The following is a 16,828-nucleotide window of genomic DNA, read 5'->3' as shown; positions in this document are numbered from 1 at the left end:
TGATTCGGCGAGCACACGGGCGAAGTCGAGCACGGAGGGGGAGCCGGGAGGTGTAGGAAGTTAAGGGACGAATGGTCAGTGCCCGGCTGAGCGATGAGGCTCAACGGGGAGGGCTTTCTGGGGCAGGGGTGGCTCCGTAACGGAAATGGCTAGCGACGGTGTGGGATGCCGAGCTGGGCGAGGGCGTGAGCGACCTGTGGGTTGATTGCAGCGCCGCGGACCGGGGTGATCAGGCTGCTGTGGTTTTGCTGGGTGTTGAGGGGGACGTCAGCGAAGTCACGCTCCACGGCGATCGGCGAGGCGAGATGCGTGAAGAAGTTGCCGACGAGGTGCTCGGGGGTGTCCCGCGTGAAGGTGGCCATCGTCGCCGTCCCCTCGAAGTGGACGTGCTCGACGCTCCAGCCATCGTCCGCGTCCGGCATCTTCTCGATTCGGCAGTAGCGGTCGGGCGAGACGAAGGAGTTGCCTTCGGCGGACCAGCCGTTGAGGGCGGCAACCTGGTCCAAGGGCTCTCGTGTGACCGGGATCCGCTCGGCGTGGCGGTCATCGCCGAGGAGCTGGGGCAGGGCCTGGGTGAACGCGGCCACTGCTTCCAGTGGGGCCTGTCGGCTGAACACCGCTTCCCAGTACGGCTCGTGGTGGGCGACCTTGATCCATCTTCCGAGCGGCTCCAGCAGAGCGATGTCGACCGCCACGCTGCCGTCGGGGCTGCCGACACTGACGTCCACGTAGCCGACATTCTGCTCGGCCTTCCAGCCGAAGAGGTGGGTAAGGGGGCCGATCACGTCGGCGATCCGGTCCCCGGCACCAGCCATGTACCGCGGGGAGACCAGAACCCGTTCGTCGGGAGCGTACGGGCTCATCGGCGAACCGCCCGCGCCGCTGCGGCCCTTCGGAGCTGTGGACTCCGCCGTCGAGAGGGTGGAGCGAGGACGGGGCCTGCCGGGCGTGTACGACACGTCGTGCGGGCGCACCCGGAGGGCTTCAAAGTCGCGGGTCGACTGCCCTGTCTGGCGTACTTGTTTGTGGTGATCGATCGGGGTCGTGGGGATGGGTTGCTCCTGGGATGGTTCAGCGGGTTTGGGCGGGGGCCTGTGTGGTGGCCGGGAGGGGATGGGACGGGGACGTGGTGCTCGGCCTTGCGGGGGGCCGTCCGATGACCGAGGCGAGGGAGGTGATTCCTGGTGCGGTGAGGCGTACGCGGTTCTGGGGCGGGCCGCCGATGTAGGCGGCGTGCGCCGAGGCCGTGGTTCTCTCGGCCAGGCCCTTCGCCTCCAGCGCGCGCAGGGTGCTCATCAGCACCTTGGGTTCGCGGGAGCGTGTGAACTCCCGGCCCAGCGAACTGCCGGTCACGACGTGCCCGCGGGCGATCTCGGTCAGGGCGTTGTACTGGACGGCGGTCAGCCGTTGATCGGTGGCTGGGGCGGAGGACCAGCGGCGCCGACGGGTCTCGTCGGCCAGGGTCACTGCGCAGCTGACCGCCGCTTCCGGGGCCAGAGCGGTCAGTTCCCGGGCCGTCCCGGTAGGGAGGTCCGACGAGGCGGTGGCGAGGAAGGCAAGCTGCTGCAGGCGCATGACCGTCTCGGTCAGCTCCGCTCTCTCGTAGAGTCGTTCGTTCTTGATCGCCTTGATCGCGGACTGGGTGTCGGCTGCCAGGCGCAGCGCCGACTCGGCGTGGGTGTCCGGCCGAGGCGGGGCGGTGGAGGACAGGAGGAGATCGAGGGCGTCGTTGTGCTGGACGTACTGACCGGCCAGGTGGAGCAGTCGCTCGACGGGGGTCGGCGGCGGCGGAACCTCGAACAGTGTGGCGTCGGGATTCACGCGCGCGTACGAGGCGAGGCCGCGCATCCGGCGGACAGTGCTGGCCTGACGGTGAGCGGTGGCGCCTGCCGCACGGGCGCGTAGGAATCGACGATGCCGGCGACGTTCCAGTCGTCGGGAACTTCGTGGACGGGTATCAAAGGGCCGGACTCCAGGCGGGACGGAATACGGGCAAAGCCGGTGCGGTGGAGAGGTGAGGGGTGGTGGGTCAGGCGGCGGTGTCGAAGTCGGACTGCTTCGGAGCCGCCTTGGCGACGGCGCGGGCGGTGATGCCCTGGGATGCGCGGGCAGAGGCGGCGGACAGCTCCTCCGCCCCGGGTTCGAGGTACCACGGCCGAAGATCGAGCACGGCGACGCGCATCCCGGTCGCGAAGCAGAGCGCGGTGCCCTTGGGTAGTGCGCGGATCGCGTCGGCGGGCAGGATCCGCTCCTGCCGCATCGACACCGACGTGCTCTTGCCGGACTCGGAGTGCGAGGTGGAGGTGGTCTCCACGTCGTGGTCGCCGATCAGGCGGCTCAGCTTGTCGGCGAAGTCGGGATCGTCGATTCCGGAGCCGATGACCTTGACGGTGGAGGCGGACCACATCGCGTCCATGCCCGCGTCCCCCCAGACCTTCTGGCCCTGGCGGTAGGACTGGAGAATGGTGATGGGAATGATCCCGCGGCTGCCGAGGTGGGAGTACAGGTCCGGCAAGTCGCTGATCTTGCACACGTTGGCGGCCTCGTCGAGGATCGCCAGCATGGGCGGGTCGAGGCGCCCGCCGGCGCGTTCGGCCTGTGCGGTCGCGGCTCGCATGACCGAGTCCGCGCACGCGGCGATCAACGCCGAGGCCCCGCCTCCGCCGTCCTTGCTGAGCAGGAACAGCGTGTCGGTGGACGTGACGAACAGTTCGGGGCGGAATTCGGGGACATCCTTCTGCGGGGTGACCCACGCGGCGATCTCCGCGTTCAGGAGGGCGGAGGCGTACTGCCGGGCGGTCTCGTAGATGCCGTCGCGGGTCTCGGGCGGCCCTTCGACGGTGCCCTTGAGCTGGGCGGCGACGGCGGCGAAGCCGTGGTCGCGCAGGATGTCGAGCGGGGTGCGGTCCGCGGGGAAGGCGAGCCACTGCATGATGTCGGTGATCGGGCGCTCGTCGAGTGCTGCGGCCAGCAGTAGTTGGGACAGGATGTTGCTGCCGGCCTTCGACCAGAAGTCGCCCTGCTGGGAGGCGTCCACCGACGCGGCGAGGAAGTGCCCCGCGAGCCGGTTCGCGCCGTCCAGGGTTTTCGCCGAGGCGAGGGGGTTCCACCACATCTCGCGGGCGGCGTGCGCGATCTGCTGCGGGTCCATGGTCCACACCGTCCCCGCCCGCGCCCGCATCTCGTGGGTGGCGGTGACCGCGTCCCCGGCGGCCTTGTTCGACGTCAGCAGGACCGGTCCGGGGGCGCCGAGTATGGACGGGATGGCGAGCGAGGTGGTTTTGCCGGAGCGCGGGGCCATGATCGCGACGGCGACGTCCTCGAATCCCATGCGGACCTCGTGACGGGTGCCCTTGAGGTTGCCGAGTAGGACACCGGTGTCCTTGGCCGCGATGTGCTTGGAGTCCTTGAGGCTGGGGCGCAGGGAGCGGGCTTTCGCGGTGATCGCTTTGGCCATCAGCGGTTCGATGTCCTGGGCCTTGGCCATGTCGGTGATCTTCTTTCGGCCGCCCCGGCTTCGGCGCCGGGTCCATAGAACGCCTGCCGTAGCCCCGAGGACGAGGAACACGACAACGGGGACGACGCGGGCGCCGATCAGCAGGGACGTCTCTCCGGCGGTGGGCCAGACCTGGTGGGGGTGGAGGAGGGCAGCTGTCGGCTCGTATCGGGCAGGGGTGGCGCCGGTGAGGTAGGCGGTGACGTTTCCGGACAGCCAGGCCAGATGGGCGAGAGGGACGAGAACCGCGATCGCGCCGAGCAGGAGGCGCAGGACGAGGTCGTATCCGTCGGTGTTGCTGCTGGAGGAGGGAGGGGGCAACGACTACGTACTTCCGGGGGAGAGACAGTGAGTGCGAAGGTCAGCGGCTGCGGCCATACTTCGGTGGGCTGTGCCGAGAGGGGACCGGCACCACCGCGGGGGCGGTGTACCGGGAGGCGAGTGACCGGATCCGGTCCTCCAGCGCGCCGGCGACATCTGCGGCGGGCACTCGTCGGGTCTCGCGGACCGAATGGTTCGGCGTCCTTCCGCTGTCCGTACGGAGCAGAGGTTCCGGGGAGGCGAGCCCAGCGGTGAAAGCGGCCACGAGGTGGCGCGGGGTATGAGCACCGAAGTATGCACTCCAGCCCCCGTCTCGGGTGCCGACTGCGATGGTGGTGACTGCCCAGGCTCCGGTTTCGGCCGGTGGCGCAAGGCGCTCGATGTACGACGTGTTGTCGAAGGAGACGAGTCCGTCGTCGAAGTACCGGGTCCAGCCCGCCTGTCGGAGCGATGAGTACGGGTCGCACGATGAGTCGTGGGTGGATGCCGGGTCGGTGAGGGCGTCGGTGACGGCGGCGATCAACTCGACCGGTGTGCGCGCACCGAAGGTCGCGGTCCACGCGGGTCGGTCCGGTGCGGCGGCGTGCCGGAGCGTCCACCACGGACGGTCGGGGCGGGGCTCCAGGCGCAGAAGGGCCGCCTGGTCGGGGCTTGCGAGCAGCACGCGCGGCATCAACGGGTCGTTGCCGTGGCTCCAGCCACAGGCGCGGTGGAGGGGAATGGTGATCCAGGCGGGATCGCCCCCGCTGGCGAGGTGGCGCGGGGTGATGAAGTCGACCTCGACGGTGTCCGTGGTCACTTTCGTGCCGCCGTTCGCCGGACGGGTGCGAGGGCCGGGGTGGGGGCCAGTAGGGAGGGTGCTGTGCGGGCCGCGGTGTTGATTTCCAGGATCGCGGTGCCGTGGGTGGCCCAGTCGTCGAGGTAGCTCCACGATTCGGCGTGGTGGCCGGCGAGGGCGTCGTCGTAGTCCGGTGTGCCGGGCTGGGCGGTGGTGGGGAGGGCATCGAGGGTGAGGGGCCACTGCTCGTGCAGTTCGTCGAGGCGGTCGAGGGCGTTGCGCAGTACGCCGAGGTGGTAGACCCAGCGGCTCTGGACCGTGCTTGCCGGAAGCCGGGTCAGCTGTGCCTCGGCTGTGGCCAGCAGGTGCCGGGCGCCGTGGCGAAGCGACTCGAACGCTTCTGCCGTCTCGGCGTCGCGTTGGCTTGCGCGCAGGCCGTAGGCGTGGTCGTCGTGGGGCCATCCGTCGAGGTCGGTGTGCTCCTCGGAGTAGGCGTCCCAGGTGGCGAGGATCTTCGTGCTGTCGCGCAGGTAGTCGTCGAGGCGGCGCAGGGAATGGTGGTGGTCTCGGGAGATGGGAGGGGTCCTGTCGGTTCAGTGGCGGGCCGGGGGAACGGGCTTGGGCGGGACCGTTGCGGTCGCGGAGTGGGTCTGCCGGCGGTGTGCCGAGCGGGCCCTTGCACGGATTGCTTTGATCCGGCGGGTGTACGCGTCGGCTGTCTGCTCCGCAGTGAGCGGGCTGCGGTCCTGCGTCACGCCGTAGGTGGCCGTGGGGTCGACCAGTCCGCGCTGCAGAGGTGCGGTGTCGACGAGTGCGGTGAAGAACGCGGCGACGAGGTGCTCGGGCGTACCGCGGTGAAAGGTGGCGTGCCATAGATGGGTGCCACTGCTGCCGATGTCGGGCGGGAGGTCGCGCACACTGATGTACCAGGCAACGGGGCCCTGTTGATCCCACGGAACGGTTCTGGGGCCTTGTCCGGAGTGGCGCTCCACCGTGCAGTTGTCCGTGTAGGCCATGCCCCGGCCGTCGATGAGCCAGCCCGCCGCGTCCAGTTCGGACAGCGGGCTCGGTGACCTGACATGTGTGCGGGCGACGAGCGCGTCGGTGAGGCCGGCGAGGACCTCGGCGGGCACGTGCGCTCCGAACTCGGCGTGCCAGCCGGGCTTGCTGTGGGCCGATTCTGCCCGGAGCCGCCACCGTGCAGAGGAGCGGGGCTGGGGATCGAACTGGAGGTGGTGGCGGCGATCGGGACTCACCAGGATGACCTTGGGGCTCAGGGGGTCGGAGACCGTGTCCCAGCCGGCGGCGGCCAGACCGTGGGTGACGTGGCGGGCATCGCCGGGGCCGGCGAGGTGGCGGGGGCCGGTGTCGTACGGGACCTGCGTGGCGAGTTCGTCGGCGAAGGCGGTGACCTGTTGTGAACTCAGCACCGGCGGGCAACCGACTCGCTCGTGGAAGAACTGCCGTACAGGGCGGTGAGGTCAGCGAGCGTGTCGGTCAAGGTGCGGTGGGCGTCCGGGGGGATGCCGGGCATCGGACTCCTCGGGGTGGGTGTGGAGGTCAGCGGCGGGTGCGTGTGCCGCCGGCCGGGGTGTACGGGCGGGTGCTGGTGCGCGGCCGGGTGCCGCGTGGGCTGTTGCGGGCCCAGGCTGCGGCTCGGGCGGCGGTGATCCGGGCCTGCTGCCATGTGTTGAGCTGGGAGGGCGTCACGGACACCGACCAGGTGCGGATCCGGGCGCTCGCCGGGACGCGTCCGCGGGGGCGCATCACGGGGTCCGGGCTGGCGAGTTCTGTGGCGAAGGCCTGTACGAGGTGCAATGGGGTGGTCGGCGTGAAGTGCGCTGTCCAGCTGTTGCCCTGTGTGTCCCGGGCCCCGGTCCACCACATCGCCGCCCCGTCGGGGCCATGCCGGAATTGCATCCATGCGGTGCCGCCCGGGCTCGCGGCCGTGTGGTCCGGGCCCTCGACGCCCGTACTCCAGCCCTGCTCGGCAAGGGGCGCCCAGACGTTGGGGGCGTGGGCGGACCGGGGGCGGGTGAGCGCGTCGGTGAGTCCGGCGACGATCTCCACCGGCGTCTGGCGGCCCAGGTGGGCCGACCACTCGGCGCCGGCCCCTTCTGCCCGGCCGTGGACGGTCCACCCGCCGGGCAGGATGTACGGGTCGTAGGCGACACGCACGGTGCGGTCCGGACTCTCCATGAACAGCGGGCCACCCGTTCTGGACCTGTCGCGCCAGCCAGAGGCGCCCAAGTACTCCGAGACGTGCCTGATGTCGCCGCCGCCGGCCAGGGCACGGGGCCGGACGAGGTAGTGCTGCTCCGCCTGCTCGCTGGGGCCCCAGCCCCGCCGCTGCTTTTTCCTCACCGGCGCCGCCGTACGACGAGCGGCGCTGGTGCCGGGGGCCGTGCCGCCGTGGCAGCGGGCTGGGCACCGACGCGCTGGAGGGTGTCGGTGTGCTCGTCCAGGTCGAGGGCGATGTCGCCGAGCTCGTTCGAGGCACGGCCCAGGGCGAGCCACACTTCCGCCGGCAGCGCGCCGCGCTCGGCCTGGTCCTTGGCGAACAGACTGCCAGTTGCGACGAGGTGGGTGACACCGCCCAGGACTCCGTTGTCCGGGTTGAGCACGAGGGCGATGACCTGTGCGGCCTGCGGCGGGGGAAGCTGGGACAGATGGTCGGCCAGGTGACCGAGCAGGCGGGTGATTTCGTCGGTCAGCCGCACCGCGTACGTGGTTGGGTGGGACATGGGCCTCCAGAACGGGGGCGGTCGGGGGCCGCGGCGTTCTCCGGCGAGCTGGGCCCGGCGCGTTCGGGCGCACCTGTGCTCGGCGCGGAGAAGTCGGGTCCTGTCGGAATGCAGGCGCGCAGATACCGGCGGAAGAGGGCCGTGGCGAGTCGAGGCTTGAGCCGGGTACTGATCGGCGGGGGTGTGCGGGCTGCTACTGGTTTCTCCGGAGTTCGGGTGGGGAGGAGGCGCTCCTGGGGCGGCGCCGGGCCACCCCGGGTGCCCGCGGTCGCCGTCTTACCGCGACCGGGTGACCTGAGTTCGGGGGCCGGCCGGGACGGGCGGAACGGACGTGGGTGCGGAGGGGGCGGTCCGGCCCACCGAGTGCTGGAGAGCGAGGCCGATGCCGAGCGCGTCGAGGCGCGAGCTGATATCGCGAAGGGCACGGGCCTGGACCTGGGAGTCGTCACCACTCAGGCGGTAGATGCCGCTCTGGGGGTCTTGGACGAAGCCGTGGGAGATCAGGACAGTGCCTGCGCGGTCGTCGATGACGGCCGTGGCGATGCTCCCGTCCTTCTGCCAGGTCAGTACGATCCGGTCGGCCTGCGACGGCTGGACTCCGCCCAGGGAATTGGCGCGGACCTGAGCGAGGGCGCTGTCGTAACGGGCGAGGAGATCGTCGGCGACCTCCTCGGCACCCAGGAACGGGTCGTCGCCCAGGGCGATCCCGTTGGGCTCGGGAACCGCACGGTATGCCTCGTCGGGCAAGGCGGACGGGGCGATGGCGGCGATGAGAAAGCCGTCGCGTTCGTGCCGGTCCAGAAGGACGAGCTGCGCGCCGTCAGGCCGGCTCAGGACCGCGGCGTGCTGCAGGGGCTGCTCGGCAAGGGCGGCGGCGACCAGATCCAGGTCCCAGACGCGGTCGGCAAGTTCAGCGAGGTCGTCCTTCGCATGGTCCGGCAGGTACGTGCTGGTCCAGGTGTCGGGGAGTTCACCGGCCAGTACGTCGGCGTAGGAGGCGAGGCGCTCGGAGTCAGTGATGTTGGGCATGGGGTCCTTGGGCGAAGTGGGAGTCAGCGGCGCAGCCCGTGGCCAGCGGGGGCGGCGGAGCGGTGAAGGCGCGCGGCGGGGGCGGACCGGCACACACGGCGGACCGCTCGTGCTCGGTCGGCGGAATCTCCGCGGGGCAGGTGCTGCGACACGGGGGTCGGCCGTCTGGCCGAGCCTGATGTGGAAGCTCTACGGCGTGCGTCGGTTTGGGCGCCGAAGGCCGGCCGAAGAGGGGGCTGCGGGAGGCTGGGTCAGGTGAGCGACCGTGCCGTCTAGGTCCTGCTGGATGCTATGGATGCGACGGCCGATCAGCTCCAGCCGATGGGCAGCCCCGGGGTTTGCGGGCTGCTGGGCAAGCTGATGCGCGGTGTGCTCGACGATCCTGCGGACAGTGGCCAGCGGACCGCCCTGCTCGTCAGCGAGAAGGACGAGGGTGTTACCGAGCCTCGTCGATGCCGAGGACACGGTGCGACGGGTCTGATCCTGGGCGGTCCTGGCGGAGGCGGGGACCAGACGCAGATCTCTCTCAAGACGACGGGCCTCGTCTGACAGCCGCTGCATGTAGTCACGGGGCAGTACCCGCCACGAGCCGTCGAGAAGGATCAGGCTGGCTACCAGCTCCATACGTCCTGGTTCTGCGTGCACGGCTACCCACCGGCAGCCGTGGGCGTCGTCGCCGGGCACATCGAGGCCGGTGGCCCGGGCGAGGCGCATGGCGACCTCGGCCCATTCCGGCTTCGTCAGCTCCCGGTCCGTCGGCGCGAGGCACACGGACAGCCGAACGATCGCACGCTCGCACTGCTCCGGGGCGACGGCGAACGCGCGCTCCAGATAGGCGTCTTCGAGGTGCTCGGCCCAATCCGCGGAAGTCCAGTCCGCCCGTCGACAGCCCAGGGTGTAGCGATCCAGGCCAGGCCAGTGCGCGACGACCGTGCGCTCGGGCCCGTCGTTCGAGGCAACCGGCCGGTCCAACGCCGCTTCCAGCGCATCGTGCGGCAGACGGGTCCGCCCGTGAAAGCGGACAATCACCGGCCGCCCCCGACATCGGCGACATGTACGAGCTGACCAACGGCGGTGGTGGTGTACCAGCCGCAGTCGACCAGCTCGTCGCGGCCGACAAATCGCGCGAGGAGAGCCTTCTCCATGGCCCGCACGTGGATCACACAGTCCGGACACCTGCGGGAGAGGTGTACGAGATAGCGAGGATGGGCGGTGACGTAGGACTGAGCACCGCCGGTTGCATCCCGCAGCCGCCACCCGTTCTCGTCGGTCGATGTGTGCCAGGAGGGAGCGGCTACTCTCTTCACATCTCCCCAGAGTTCCCCGCCGACCACGCCTTTCAGAACGATGACGGTGTCGCCGACCCGGAAGTGGGCGTGGGTGATGTCCCGAGTGGCAGTGGATGGATCGGGAACGACAGTGACGGGAGTGGGCTGACGGTCCCGGGGCGGAGGATGCAAGCGATTCCTTTCTGGGTGACGGGGCGGGAGCATCAATACTCCGGAGGAACGCCGGTTTGGCTAACCGGCGGTCACCGGCTATGTTGCCGCCGTCAGCGGACCGGATTCTCCGTTCCGTGGTCCGCCGCCTCGGCCGCGTCGAGAAGTTCGGGCAGGTCAGAGCCCTCGGTATCCCTCTGGTCGATCCACCATCCAGCGCGGGCGACGGTGCGAATCTTGTCTTCGAGGACGGCCCAGTCGGCTTCGTCCCAGGTGCCCTCGCTCACCAGCGCGCTGTACGCGGCAGTGACGAGCTGGTGCCGGGAGCGCTCGCCCCAGGCGAGCGCTTTCTCGGGCCCTTCGAGCGGCGGCATGTCGAACCGCTCCGTCCACTCTGCGGCGGCCTGCTGTTCTTCGGCACGCTTGGTGGCGAGCCATGCCGCCCGGGACTCCGCGTCAGAATTCCGGGAAGCGTTCCAGCAGTCGGTGCAGTCGCGTCCTTCGAGCCAGCGCGCGAAACCTGCACGCCGGTCAGCGGGACGGTTGGACAGGTCGTGCGTCGCTTCGTGTCCGCAATTATGAATAACGTTCCAGGCTTTGCGAATTGCCACGTGTTTGTTCCTGCTTTCTCTTTTCTGGGGCGTCTCAGCGGGTCCTGCGGATGGCGTCTGTGGCTGCCTTGGAGATGGCTGCGGGAGCGCTGGACGGTTTGGGGAGGTGCAGCAAGGTGGTCCCCGGCAAGTGCTGGGACTTCGCGGTGAGGGTGAGTTGGAGTACGGCGCAGCCGGCGGTCGTGAGCTGTTTGACGCGGGTGACGGCTTGGGCTGTTTCGTCGCTGCCGTAGTGGGCGTCGGTGACGATCACGAGGAGACGGCCGGTGCCGGGGCGGGTGAGTTCGAGGCCGTGGTCGAGTGCGTCGATGGCGTCGCCGAGGTTGTGGCTCCCGCCGGTGGCATCGAAATCCGTCACGCGTTCTGGTGCGCGGTGGGTGGGGCGGGTCAGTGCGGTCAGGTGCCTGTCATAGGCGACCGTGGCGGTGAGGGAGTCCGGGTCGGTCAGGGCTGCTGCGCGGGCCACGATCCAGGCGGCGGAGGCGACGGGTTTGCAGGCGTCACTCATGGAGCCGGAGACGTCGACGGCGATCCCCACGCGCAGTGGTGGGGTGGGGGAGTTGCGGCGGCGGGTGTGGGTGAACGGCTCCGCGGTGGGGACCGATCCGGCGGCGCGCTGGGCGTCGCGGGCGAGGGCACGGCCCATGTTGAGGCGGCCGGGCGGGGTGGGGCTGGTGGTCCGTTCCTGGGTCCGTTCGCGGTAGGCGGCGGCACGCAGGGCGCGGCTCAGGCGGGCTGCGGCACTCTTCTCGGCGGCGGTGGGCCTGCGGGTGCCGGTGACCGGGGTGTTGTGGGGCGCCGGTGTGCCGTCGGGGTTGACGGTGGTGCCATGGGTGTTGAAGACCGACTTGGCGGTGGCGGCGGCTTTGCGTCGCTGGCCGGCCCGCTGGGCGCGGTCCTGAGCCTGCGCCTCGGCCTTCGCGGCGATGGCGTTGGATGCCGCGGCCTGCGCTGCGAGGTCGGCGGCGTCGGTGGCGGCCGTGCTGTCCATGACGACCCCCACGGCGCCCGACAGCAGATCGGTGAGGCCTTCCGGCACGGGCAGGACGGGGCCCGCGGCGTCCAGAGCGTCGCACCACTCTTGACCGTGCGCGAGCATCGTCGTGGCGTCGTCGTCGGCACACTGGTGGGCCCCGGTCCAGACGCGGGTGAGCGTGGCCAGCAGGTCTGCGCCCAGCACCTTCTCGCACAGTTCGGCGACGGCCCGGGTCTCGCCGGCGTCCAGAACGCCGGCGTCACGGCGGCCGAGGATCAGGGCCGCCACGGCGGCGGCCTGCTCGATGCCCTGGACGGTGGGGTGTGCGATGTCGGACATGACCAGAGTCCGAGCACTGGTGCGCAGGAACGAGCGGTCCGTGGGCCGCGTGATCAGGTGCGCGCCCTCGACACGGCTCTCCTCCAGCAGCAGCGCGGCCTCGACGACACGAGGGTCCGCTCCGGCCGGAGCCGTCCAGACGGAGTGGGCCGCGTGCGCGGCCTCGTGGACGAACACGCCCCAGACGGCGGGATACCGCTCCTCGTCGCCCACGATCCGCGGGTGGATCTCGTGGGGCTTCAGCGGGGCGAACAAGCGGGAGTCGACCTCGATCTCGCCCAGCGTGGGGAAGTAGGCGGCGGGTGCGCCGCTGCGTGTGCCGGGGCGGCAGGTGACGAGGAGGTCCTGGCGGCCGGAGAGGGCGACCAGCCGGTCGCCGAGTTCGGCTCCCACGCGCAGCCACGCGGCCGGGGAGGTGCGCGGTTGCGCGGGCGGGGCGCCGTCGTCGTCCCAGCGCGCGAGGTCGAGGTCGTCGTGCCGGGTGGTGGCGGGGGACTGGACGTGGTGGTGGGCGCTCATCGCGTGCGGCCCCGGTTCGCGGAAGCGGTGCTGCCCGGGGGCTGCCGGGCGGCTGAGGCGGGGATCTGCTTGCCGAGGGTGAGGGGCGCGACCTTCTTGACGCCGACGGTCTTGATGACGGCGTCGGCGACGGCGTCGCGATCCTCCACAGGAGCGATCCCGACCAGGTTCGCGAGCGCGGCCTTGGTGCCCAGGACGGCCTCGGTGCGCTGGTAGCTGAGCAGTTCTCGCAGCTGGGGGGCCCAGCCCAGCTCGCCGAGTTCTACCTGGTGGGCGAGGTGCCGGGCGACCCGGACCACCCGGGCATCGATCCTCAAGGCCAGGGCGAGGTCGTAGTCCGTGCCGATCTGGATCTGCACGCTGAACCGGGACGACAACGCCTCCGTCAACACCGCCCCGTGGACGCCGGGATTGTGGCCCGCCACCACGTAGAAGCCCGGCTCGGCCTTGATGGTCTCGCCCTTGTGCGCCTTGACCTGGATCTGCCTGCGCCCGTCCATCGCCGGATACAGCGCCGCCAACACCATCGGTGAAATCAGGGTCGCGTCGTCGATCAGCAGGGCACGGCCCTCGGTCATCGCGGTGACCAGCGGACCGTACTGGAAGACGTAGCCCCCGCTGTCAGCCTGTGTGTACTCGCCGATCAGGTCGCCGACCGTGGTGTCGCCGTCCCCGGCGACGGTGAGCAGGTCAGGGAAAGCCGCCTCCACCAAACTCGTCTTTCCGGTGCCCGGAGGGCCGTAGAGCAGCACCGGCACGTCCGCGTCCCGCAGCCGGTTCAACGCCTCGACGTCGGGCAGATCGGCCAGCTCCCGGGGGTGGTAGAGCTGGCCGCCCGCACGGCGGATCGGCCCGGTCTTCCTGGGCGCGGCTGCCGCAGGAACGGTCGTGCGCGCCGTGGCCGCCTCGGCACGGGGAGAGTGCGTGCCCGGCCGGCTGATCACAGCCGTCTGCGCGGCGGCAGCGGTCTTCGCGTTCGCGCGGAACTGCGGCTGCCCCCTTCCGTCTTGGTCGGCCTCGCCGCGCCGCACCAGGGTGAGGGCCGCATTTCGGACCGCGCCGTGGGAGTGGCCCAGCTGCCTGGCCATGTTCCCGATGGTGAGCGTGTCCGCCGGCCGGTCGGCCAGCAGGCGGGCCACCTTGGCCCGCAGCTCGCCGCCCTTGGTCCGCGCTGGACTTGTGGTCGGTGCAGGTGTGGTCAAAACGAAGCCCCTTCAACGGGTGCGGGCGCGGGCGGGGTTGGCGATGCGCCGGAGAGGCCGGCCGCTCTCGGAGCGGATCCCGGACCGCACCGACACCGGCGGCCAGCCAGCCGGGCGCGTATCGCTGGCGCTCATCGGTCGACCGAGGGCTCGGCGCAGGTGCACGGGACGGTCGGTGACGAGCAGCTCGTCGGCTGTCGCGCAGCACCGTGCGTCCCCTCCGTACCGGGCTCCGCCGCCTGGCAGACGCAGACCGGCGCCTCTTCGAAGCCGTCCTGGAGCAGGATCCGCCGGGCGGCGGCGTTGTAGCCGGTGGTGGTGACCTCACCGGTAATGGCGTGCCGGATCGTCATGAATGGCTCTTCAGGTGTGTTGGGCAATGGGATCCACTACTTCTGGATGAGGGGGGCGGTGGGAGTGCCCCCTGATCGGGGCACCTTCAGCCGGGTTCGTCCGGGGCGGCGGTGACGGGCGATCGGCCAGTTCTCGGCGGAGCGGAGGTATCGGCGCGCGGCGAGAAGGACAGCGAGGGCGAGGGCCGCGCCTGCGGCGGGGAGCGACGCGCTGGCGAGCGGCTGCTCGGCGAGGCGCCCGGCCAAGGCGGTACCGGCGGACTGCCCGACACCGATCGAGAGGATCAGCCACGCGTACGCTTCGCTGGTCCGGGCTGCCGGGGTGAGGACGTCGGTGGTCACGTAGGCGCAGGCGACCACGACGGTCAGGAATGCCCCAGGCACGGCGACAGCGACGGTGTCCACTGCGGGTGCGTCCAGGAGGACCGTTAGCGGCAGCCATCCGGCGAGGAACGCGGCGGCGGCGGTGATCAGACGGTCTGTGGTGGACGCCCTCCAGGTGCGGCGGCCGTAGACGAGGCCGCCCAGGAAGCTACCGGCGGAAAATGCGGCAGGGATGATGCCCGAGAGCATGTCCTGTCCGTGGCGCTCGGCCATGGCGATCGACCACACGTTCATGGCCCCGATCGCGCACCCGATGCCCGCAAGCGCGATGAACATCAGCACCAGTCCGGTGCCGGGGCTTATTGGCGCGCTGGTGCCGGCCATCGGCGCTTGAGACGGCGCCGGGCGCCAGCGCCGTGAGGGCGGAGCGAGCACGACCACAGCGGTTCCGAAGAGGCCGAGCACTGCGGCGACGGCCAGTGCGACGGCGGGGTCGTACGTTGAGGCGAGGGCGGCGACGAGCAGCGGGCCGACGATGTACAACAGCCCCTGCGTGCCAGTGTCGAGGGCGAGGGCGGCATGCCGCAGCCGGGGTTCGGGCAGCACGCTCGGCCACAGGGCCCGCAGGCCAGCCTCCAGAGAAGGGGTGGTCAGACCGCCCGCGACCACGATGGCTGTGGCGAGACCCGGCCCGCCGTACGGTCCGGCCAGCGGAAGAGCCGCCAGGAACGTGGAGTTCAGAACAGCGGCCGGGACGTCCACCGCGGTCTGGCCGTGGCGGTCCATGAGGCGCCCCTTGACCGGCTGCACCAGCGAGGAGGACAGCCCGTACAGGGCGCTGAGCAGTCCGCCGAAGGCGATGCCGCTGCCGCTCGTGGTGGCCCACATCGTGATCGCGACGGGTGCCATGCCGTTGGGGAGCCGGCCGGTAAGGGTGCCGCCGAGAAGGCGGGCGACGTACGGGGTGCCCAGTACCGCGCCGTAGGTGATACGCGGTGCCGGGGTCTGGAAGACGGTCGGAGGCAACGGAACTTTCTCGGGGCGCTACGGGTGTCGGACTGTCGTGGTTGCGCGGTGCGGCGGTGCGGCCGGTGTGGTCTCGACGCCCGTGCGCGGGCGGACGCGCAGAACGGGAGTGCGGTGCGGGGGCAGGACGCCAACGGTCGCGCCCAGGTCCTGCGCCGCATCTGCGACTTCACCGGCGAGGAACCCGATCTGGCGGCTCAGCGCTGTGAGGCGGGCCCCGATCTGGCGGCCCTGTGCAGTCTCCAGTGCCAGGGCGAACTGGGCGCTGATCTGCAGCAGATTCTGCAACTGGACCATGGGGCCGACGGGATAGCTGTGTTGAACGGCGTCAAGGAGCGCATCCGACGCGTCACCGGCACTGCGGCCTTCGACGACATCCCGGATGAGGTCCTGCAAGGACAGATCCGGAGCCGGTTCCGGACGGTTGAACCGCGAGACGTCCGCGCGCAGCACGCCTGCCGGGACTGCCGGGGGCAGGGCCTGCCCCGCTTCCAGCTCGTGGGCGTAGTGACCGATTACCTGCCAACCAGGTGCCCCTGGGTCACCACGCAGGGCGACCACCGTGGAGTCGTCGTCCTCGACCAGGTTTGCGAGGGTGATGAGCTGGCCGTCGGCGGCGTACCACGACTCGGTCAGCTCCAGATCCCCCCAGCGTTGCGCGGCGTGGGCCCTCTCGGTCCACATTCGCTGTTCCTCGTCGGTCAGCGGAGCCTCGTGGTGGGCTTTCTGGTCGGCGAGATCGCTGGCAATGGAACCGTGGTCAGCCCATACCGTGATGTATAGCCACAGAGCGGCATGTTCGGCGCGTTCGTCCCGGGAACCGGGGACAGTCGGCCGGTCGAGGCTCCGTCGGATCTCGGCCGAAGAGGTGGCCAGGTTGTCCAGGACGGCCCGCCAGCCCGCAAGGTGCCGGGCCGGGGGCAGTCCGTCGAGCACGAGGCGGGCGGCGTCGAGGAGAGCCTCGGCGTGCGGAGCGAGGTGCGCGGCGTATGCCTCGACCGCCGCGCTGTCACGGTGGGCTCGTGCGGCTGCTGCGGCGGTGGGGTGGACGGTGCGGCCGTATCGGTCCCGTGTCGCATGGAGGGCGGCTTCCGCCTCGTTGCCGATGATGTCCATCTTCGAATAGAACTCGCGTGCCGCATTGCCGAGTTCGGATGAGCTCAGCTGTTGGTCTTCGCGTGCCGGACGGTTCGGGGCTGTCATCGGGACCGCCCCCCGACGGTGGCCGTCACATGGGCGGATGGAGCGTAGATGGGGCGCGGCGGGACGGGCCGGGCGGCAGGGGCGGACGTGGTGGGTGGTGTGAAGCGGCGTTGCGTTGTCCGGGCGGCTGCGGCCTGGGCGAGACGGGCGCGACGCTCCAGGAGCCCGTTCGGCCGGCTCGGTCGCGCGGGGCCGGCGGAGACGGCCGGGTCGAGGCGGACGTCGGCGTGCACGGTGCAGCCCTGGCGCCGCAGGTTGTGGACGGCCTGTCGGGTCCGGCGGAGACCGTCGCGTTCGGGCTCGCTCAGCCGGTAGAGGCCGGGCTCGCCGGGAACCGGGTGAAATGCTTCGCGTGTCAGGTACCAGTGAGCCACGGTCGTGGGCATCGAGGCCGAGGCCGAAGCGACGAATCCGTGCTCCGTGTGGTCTCCGAAGGAGAAGTGGGGACTTGGGGGCAAGAAGGCGGGG

The 16,828-nt window shown here is 70.8% G+C and carries 16 protein-coding genes; all 16 read right to left on the bottom strand.

What is annotated here, in order from left to right:
• Nucleotides 1–149: 149 nt before the first annotated feature.
• A complete protein-coding gene (locus ACFVDM_RS37300) occupies nt 150–863 on the bottom strand; it encodes a DUF317 domain-containing protein (RefSeq protein WP_383651138.1) in 714 nt (237 codons plus the stop codon).
• A 208-nt stretch (nt 864–1,071) separates the two neighbouring features.
• Nucleotides 1,072–1,848 carry a hypothetical protein gene (locus ACFVDM_RS37295; RefSeq protein ID WP_383651137.1) on the bottom strand — a complete coding sequence of 259 codons (777 nt, stop codon included), beginning with the start codon at nt 1,846–1,848 and terminating at the stop codon, nt 1,072–1,074.
• Between the two features lie 181 nt (nt 1,849–2,029).
• Entirely contained in the window at nt 2,030–3,817 is a 1,788-nt protein-coding gene (locus ACFVDM_RS37290; protein ID WP_383651136.1) for a type IV secretory system conjugative DNA transfer family protein, read from the bottom strand.
• 40 nt (nt 3,818–3,857) lie between these two features.
• Nucleotides 3,858–4,616: a DUF317 domain-containing protein gene (locus ACFVDM_RS37285; RefSeq protein WP_383651135.1), complete on the bottom strand. Its 759-nt coding sequence runs from the start codon at nt 4,614–4,616 to the stop codon at nt 3,858–3,860.
• Between the two features lie 572 nt (nt 4,617–5,188).
• Nucleotides 5,189–6,025: a DUF317 domain-containing protein gene (locus tag ACFVDM_RS37280; RefSeq protein ID WP_383651134.1), complete on the bottom strand. Its 837-nt coding sequence runs from the start codon at nt 6,023–6,025 to the stop codon at nt 5,189–5,191.
• Nucleotides 6,026–6,155: 130 nt separating this feature from the next.
• Nucleotides 6,156–6,959, bottom strand: a complete 804-nt coding sequence (locus tag ACFVDM_RS37275) for a DUF317 domain-containing protein (RefSeq protein WP_383651133.1) — start codon at nt 6,957–6,959, stop codon at nt 6,156–6,158.
• Nucleotides 6,956–7,339 (bottom strand): hypothetical protein, encoded by a 384-nt coding sequence (locus tag ACFVDM_RS37270; protein ID WP_383651132.1) that lies wholly within the window; start codon nt 7,337–7,339, stop codon nt 6,956–6,958. Before ACFVDM_RS37270 ends, ACFVDM_RS37275 begins: the two co-directional genes overlap by 4 nt.
• 276 nt (nt 7,340–7,615) lie before the next feature.
• Complete coding sequence (locus ACFVDM_RS37265; protein WP_383651131.1) at nt 7,616–8,368, bottom strand: hypothetical protein; 753 nt, start codon at nt 8,366–8,368, stop codon at nt 7,616–7,618.
• A 189-nt stretch (nt 8,369–8,557) separates the two neighbouring features.
• A complete protein-coding gene (locus tag ACFVDM_RS37260; RefSeq protein WP_383651130.1) occupies nt 8,558–9,397 on the bottom strand; it encodes a relaxase/mobilization nuclease in 840 nt (279 codons plus the stop codon).
• Nucleotides 9,394–9,828: a hypothetical protein gene (locus tag ACFVDM_RS37255; RefSeq protein WP_383651129.1), complete on the bottom strand. Its 435-nt coding sequence runs from the start codon at nt 9,826–9,828 to the stop codon at nt 9,394–9,396. The genes ACFVDM_RS37260 and ACFVDM_RS37255 overlap by 4 nt, the downstream gene beginning before the upstream one ends.
• A 92-nt stretch (nt 9,829–9,920) precedes the next feature.
• The gene (locus ACFVDM_RS37250) at nt 9,921–10,418 is read right to left on the bottom strand and encodes a hypothetical protein (RefSeq protein ID WP_383651128.1); all 498 of its coding nucleotides are present in this window, start codon (nt 10,416–10,418) and stop codon (nt 9,921–9,923) included.
• Between the two features lie 34 nt (nt 10,419–10,452).
• On the bottom strand, nt 10,453–12,252 hold the full coding sequence (locus tag ACFVDM_RS37245; protein WP_383651127.1) for a VWA domain-containing protein: 1,800 nt from the start codon (nt 12,250–12,252) through the stop codon (nt 10,453–10,455).
• Entirely contained in the window at nt 12,249–13,391 is a 1,143-nt protein-coding gene (locus ACFVDM_RS37240) for an AAA family ATPase (RefSeq protein WP_383651155.1), read from the bottom strand. The genes ACFVDM_RS37245 and ACFVDM_RS37240 overlap by 4 nt, the downstream gene beginning before the upstream one ends.
• A gap of 194 nt (nt 13,392–13,585) precedes the next feature.
• Nucleotides 13,586–13,807, bottom strand: a complete 222-nt coding sequence (locus ACFVDM_RS37235; protein WP_383651126.1) for a hypothetical protein — start codon at nt 13,805–13,807, stop codon at nt 13,586–13,588.
• Nucleotides 13,808–13,843: 36 nt separating this feature from the next.
• The gene (locus tag ACFVDM_RS37230) at nt 13,844–15,157 is read right to left on the bottom strand and encodes an MFS transporter (protein ID WP_383651125.1); all 1,314 of its coding nucleotides are present in this window, start codon (nt 15,155–15,157) and stop codon (nt 13,844–13,846) included.
• 18 nt (nt 15,158–15,175) lie between these two features.
• Nucleotides 15,176–16,360 (bottom strand): hypothetical protein, encoded by a 1,185-nt coding sequence (locus ACFVDM_RS37225; protein WP_383651124.1) that lies wholly within the window; start codon nt 16,358–16,360, stop codon nt 15,176–15,178.
• Nucleotides 16,361–16,828: the final 468 nt, after the last annotated feature.

This window comes from Streptomyces sp. NPDC057682, from assembly GCF_042799575.1.
GTDB lineage: Bacteria > Actinomycetota > Actinomycetes > Streptomycetales > Streptomycetaceae > Streptomyces.
This window is presented reverse-complemented; position numbering and strand designations above follow the sequence as displayed.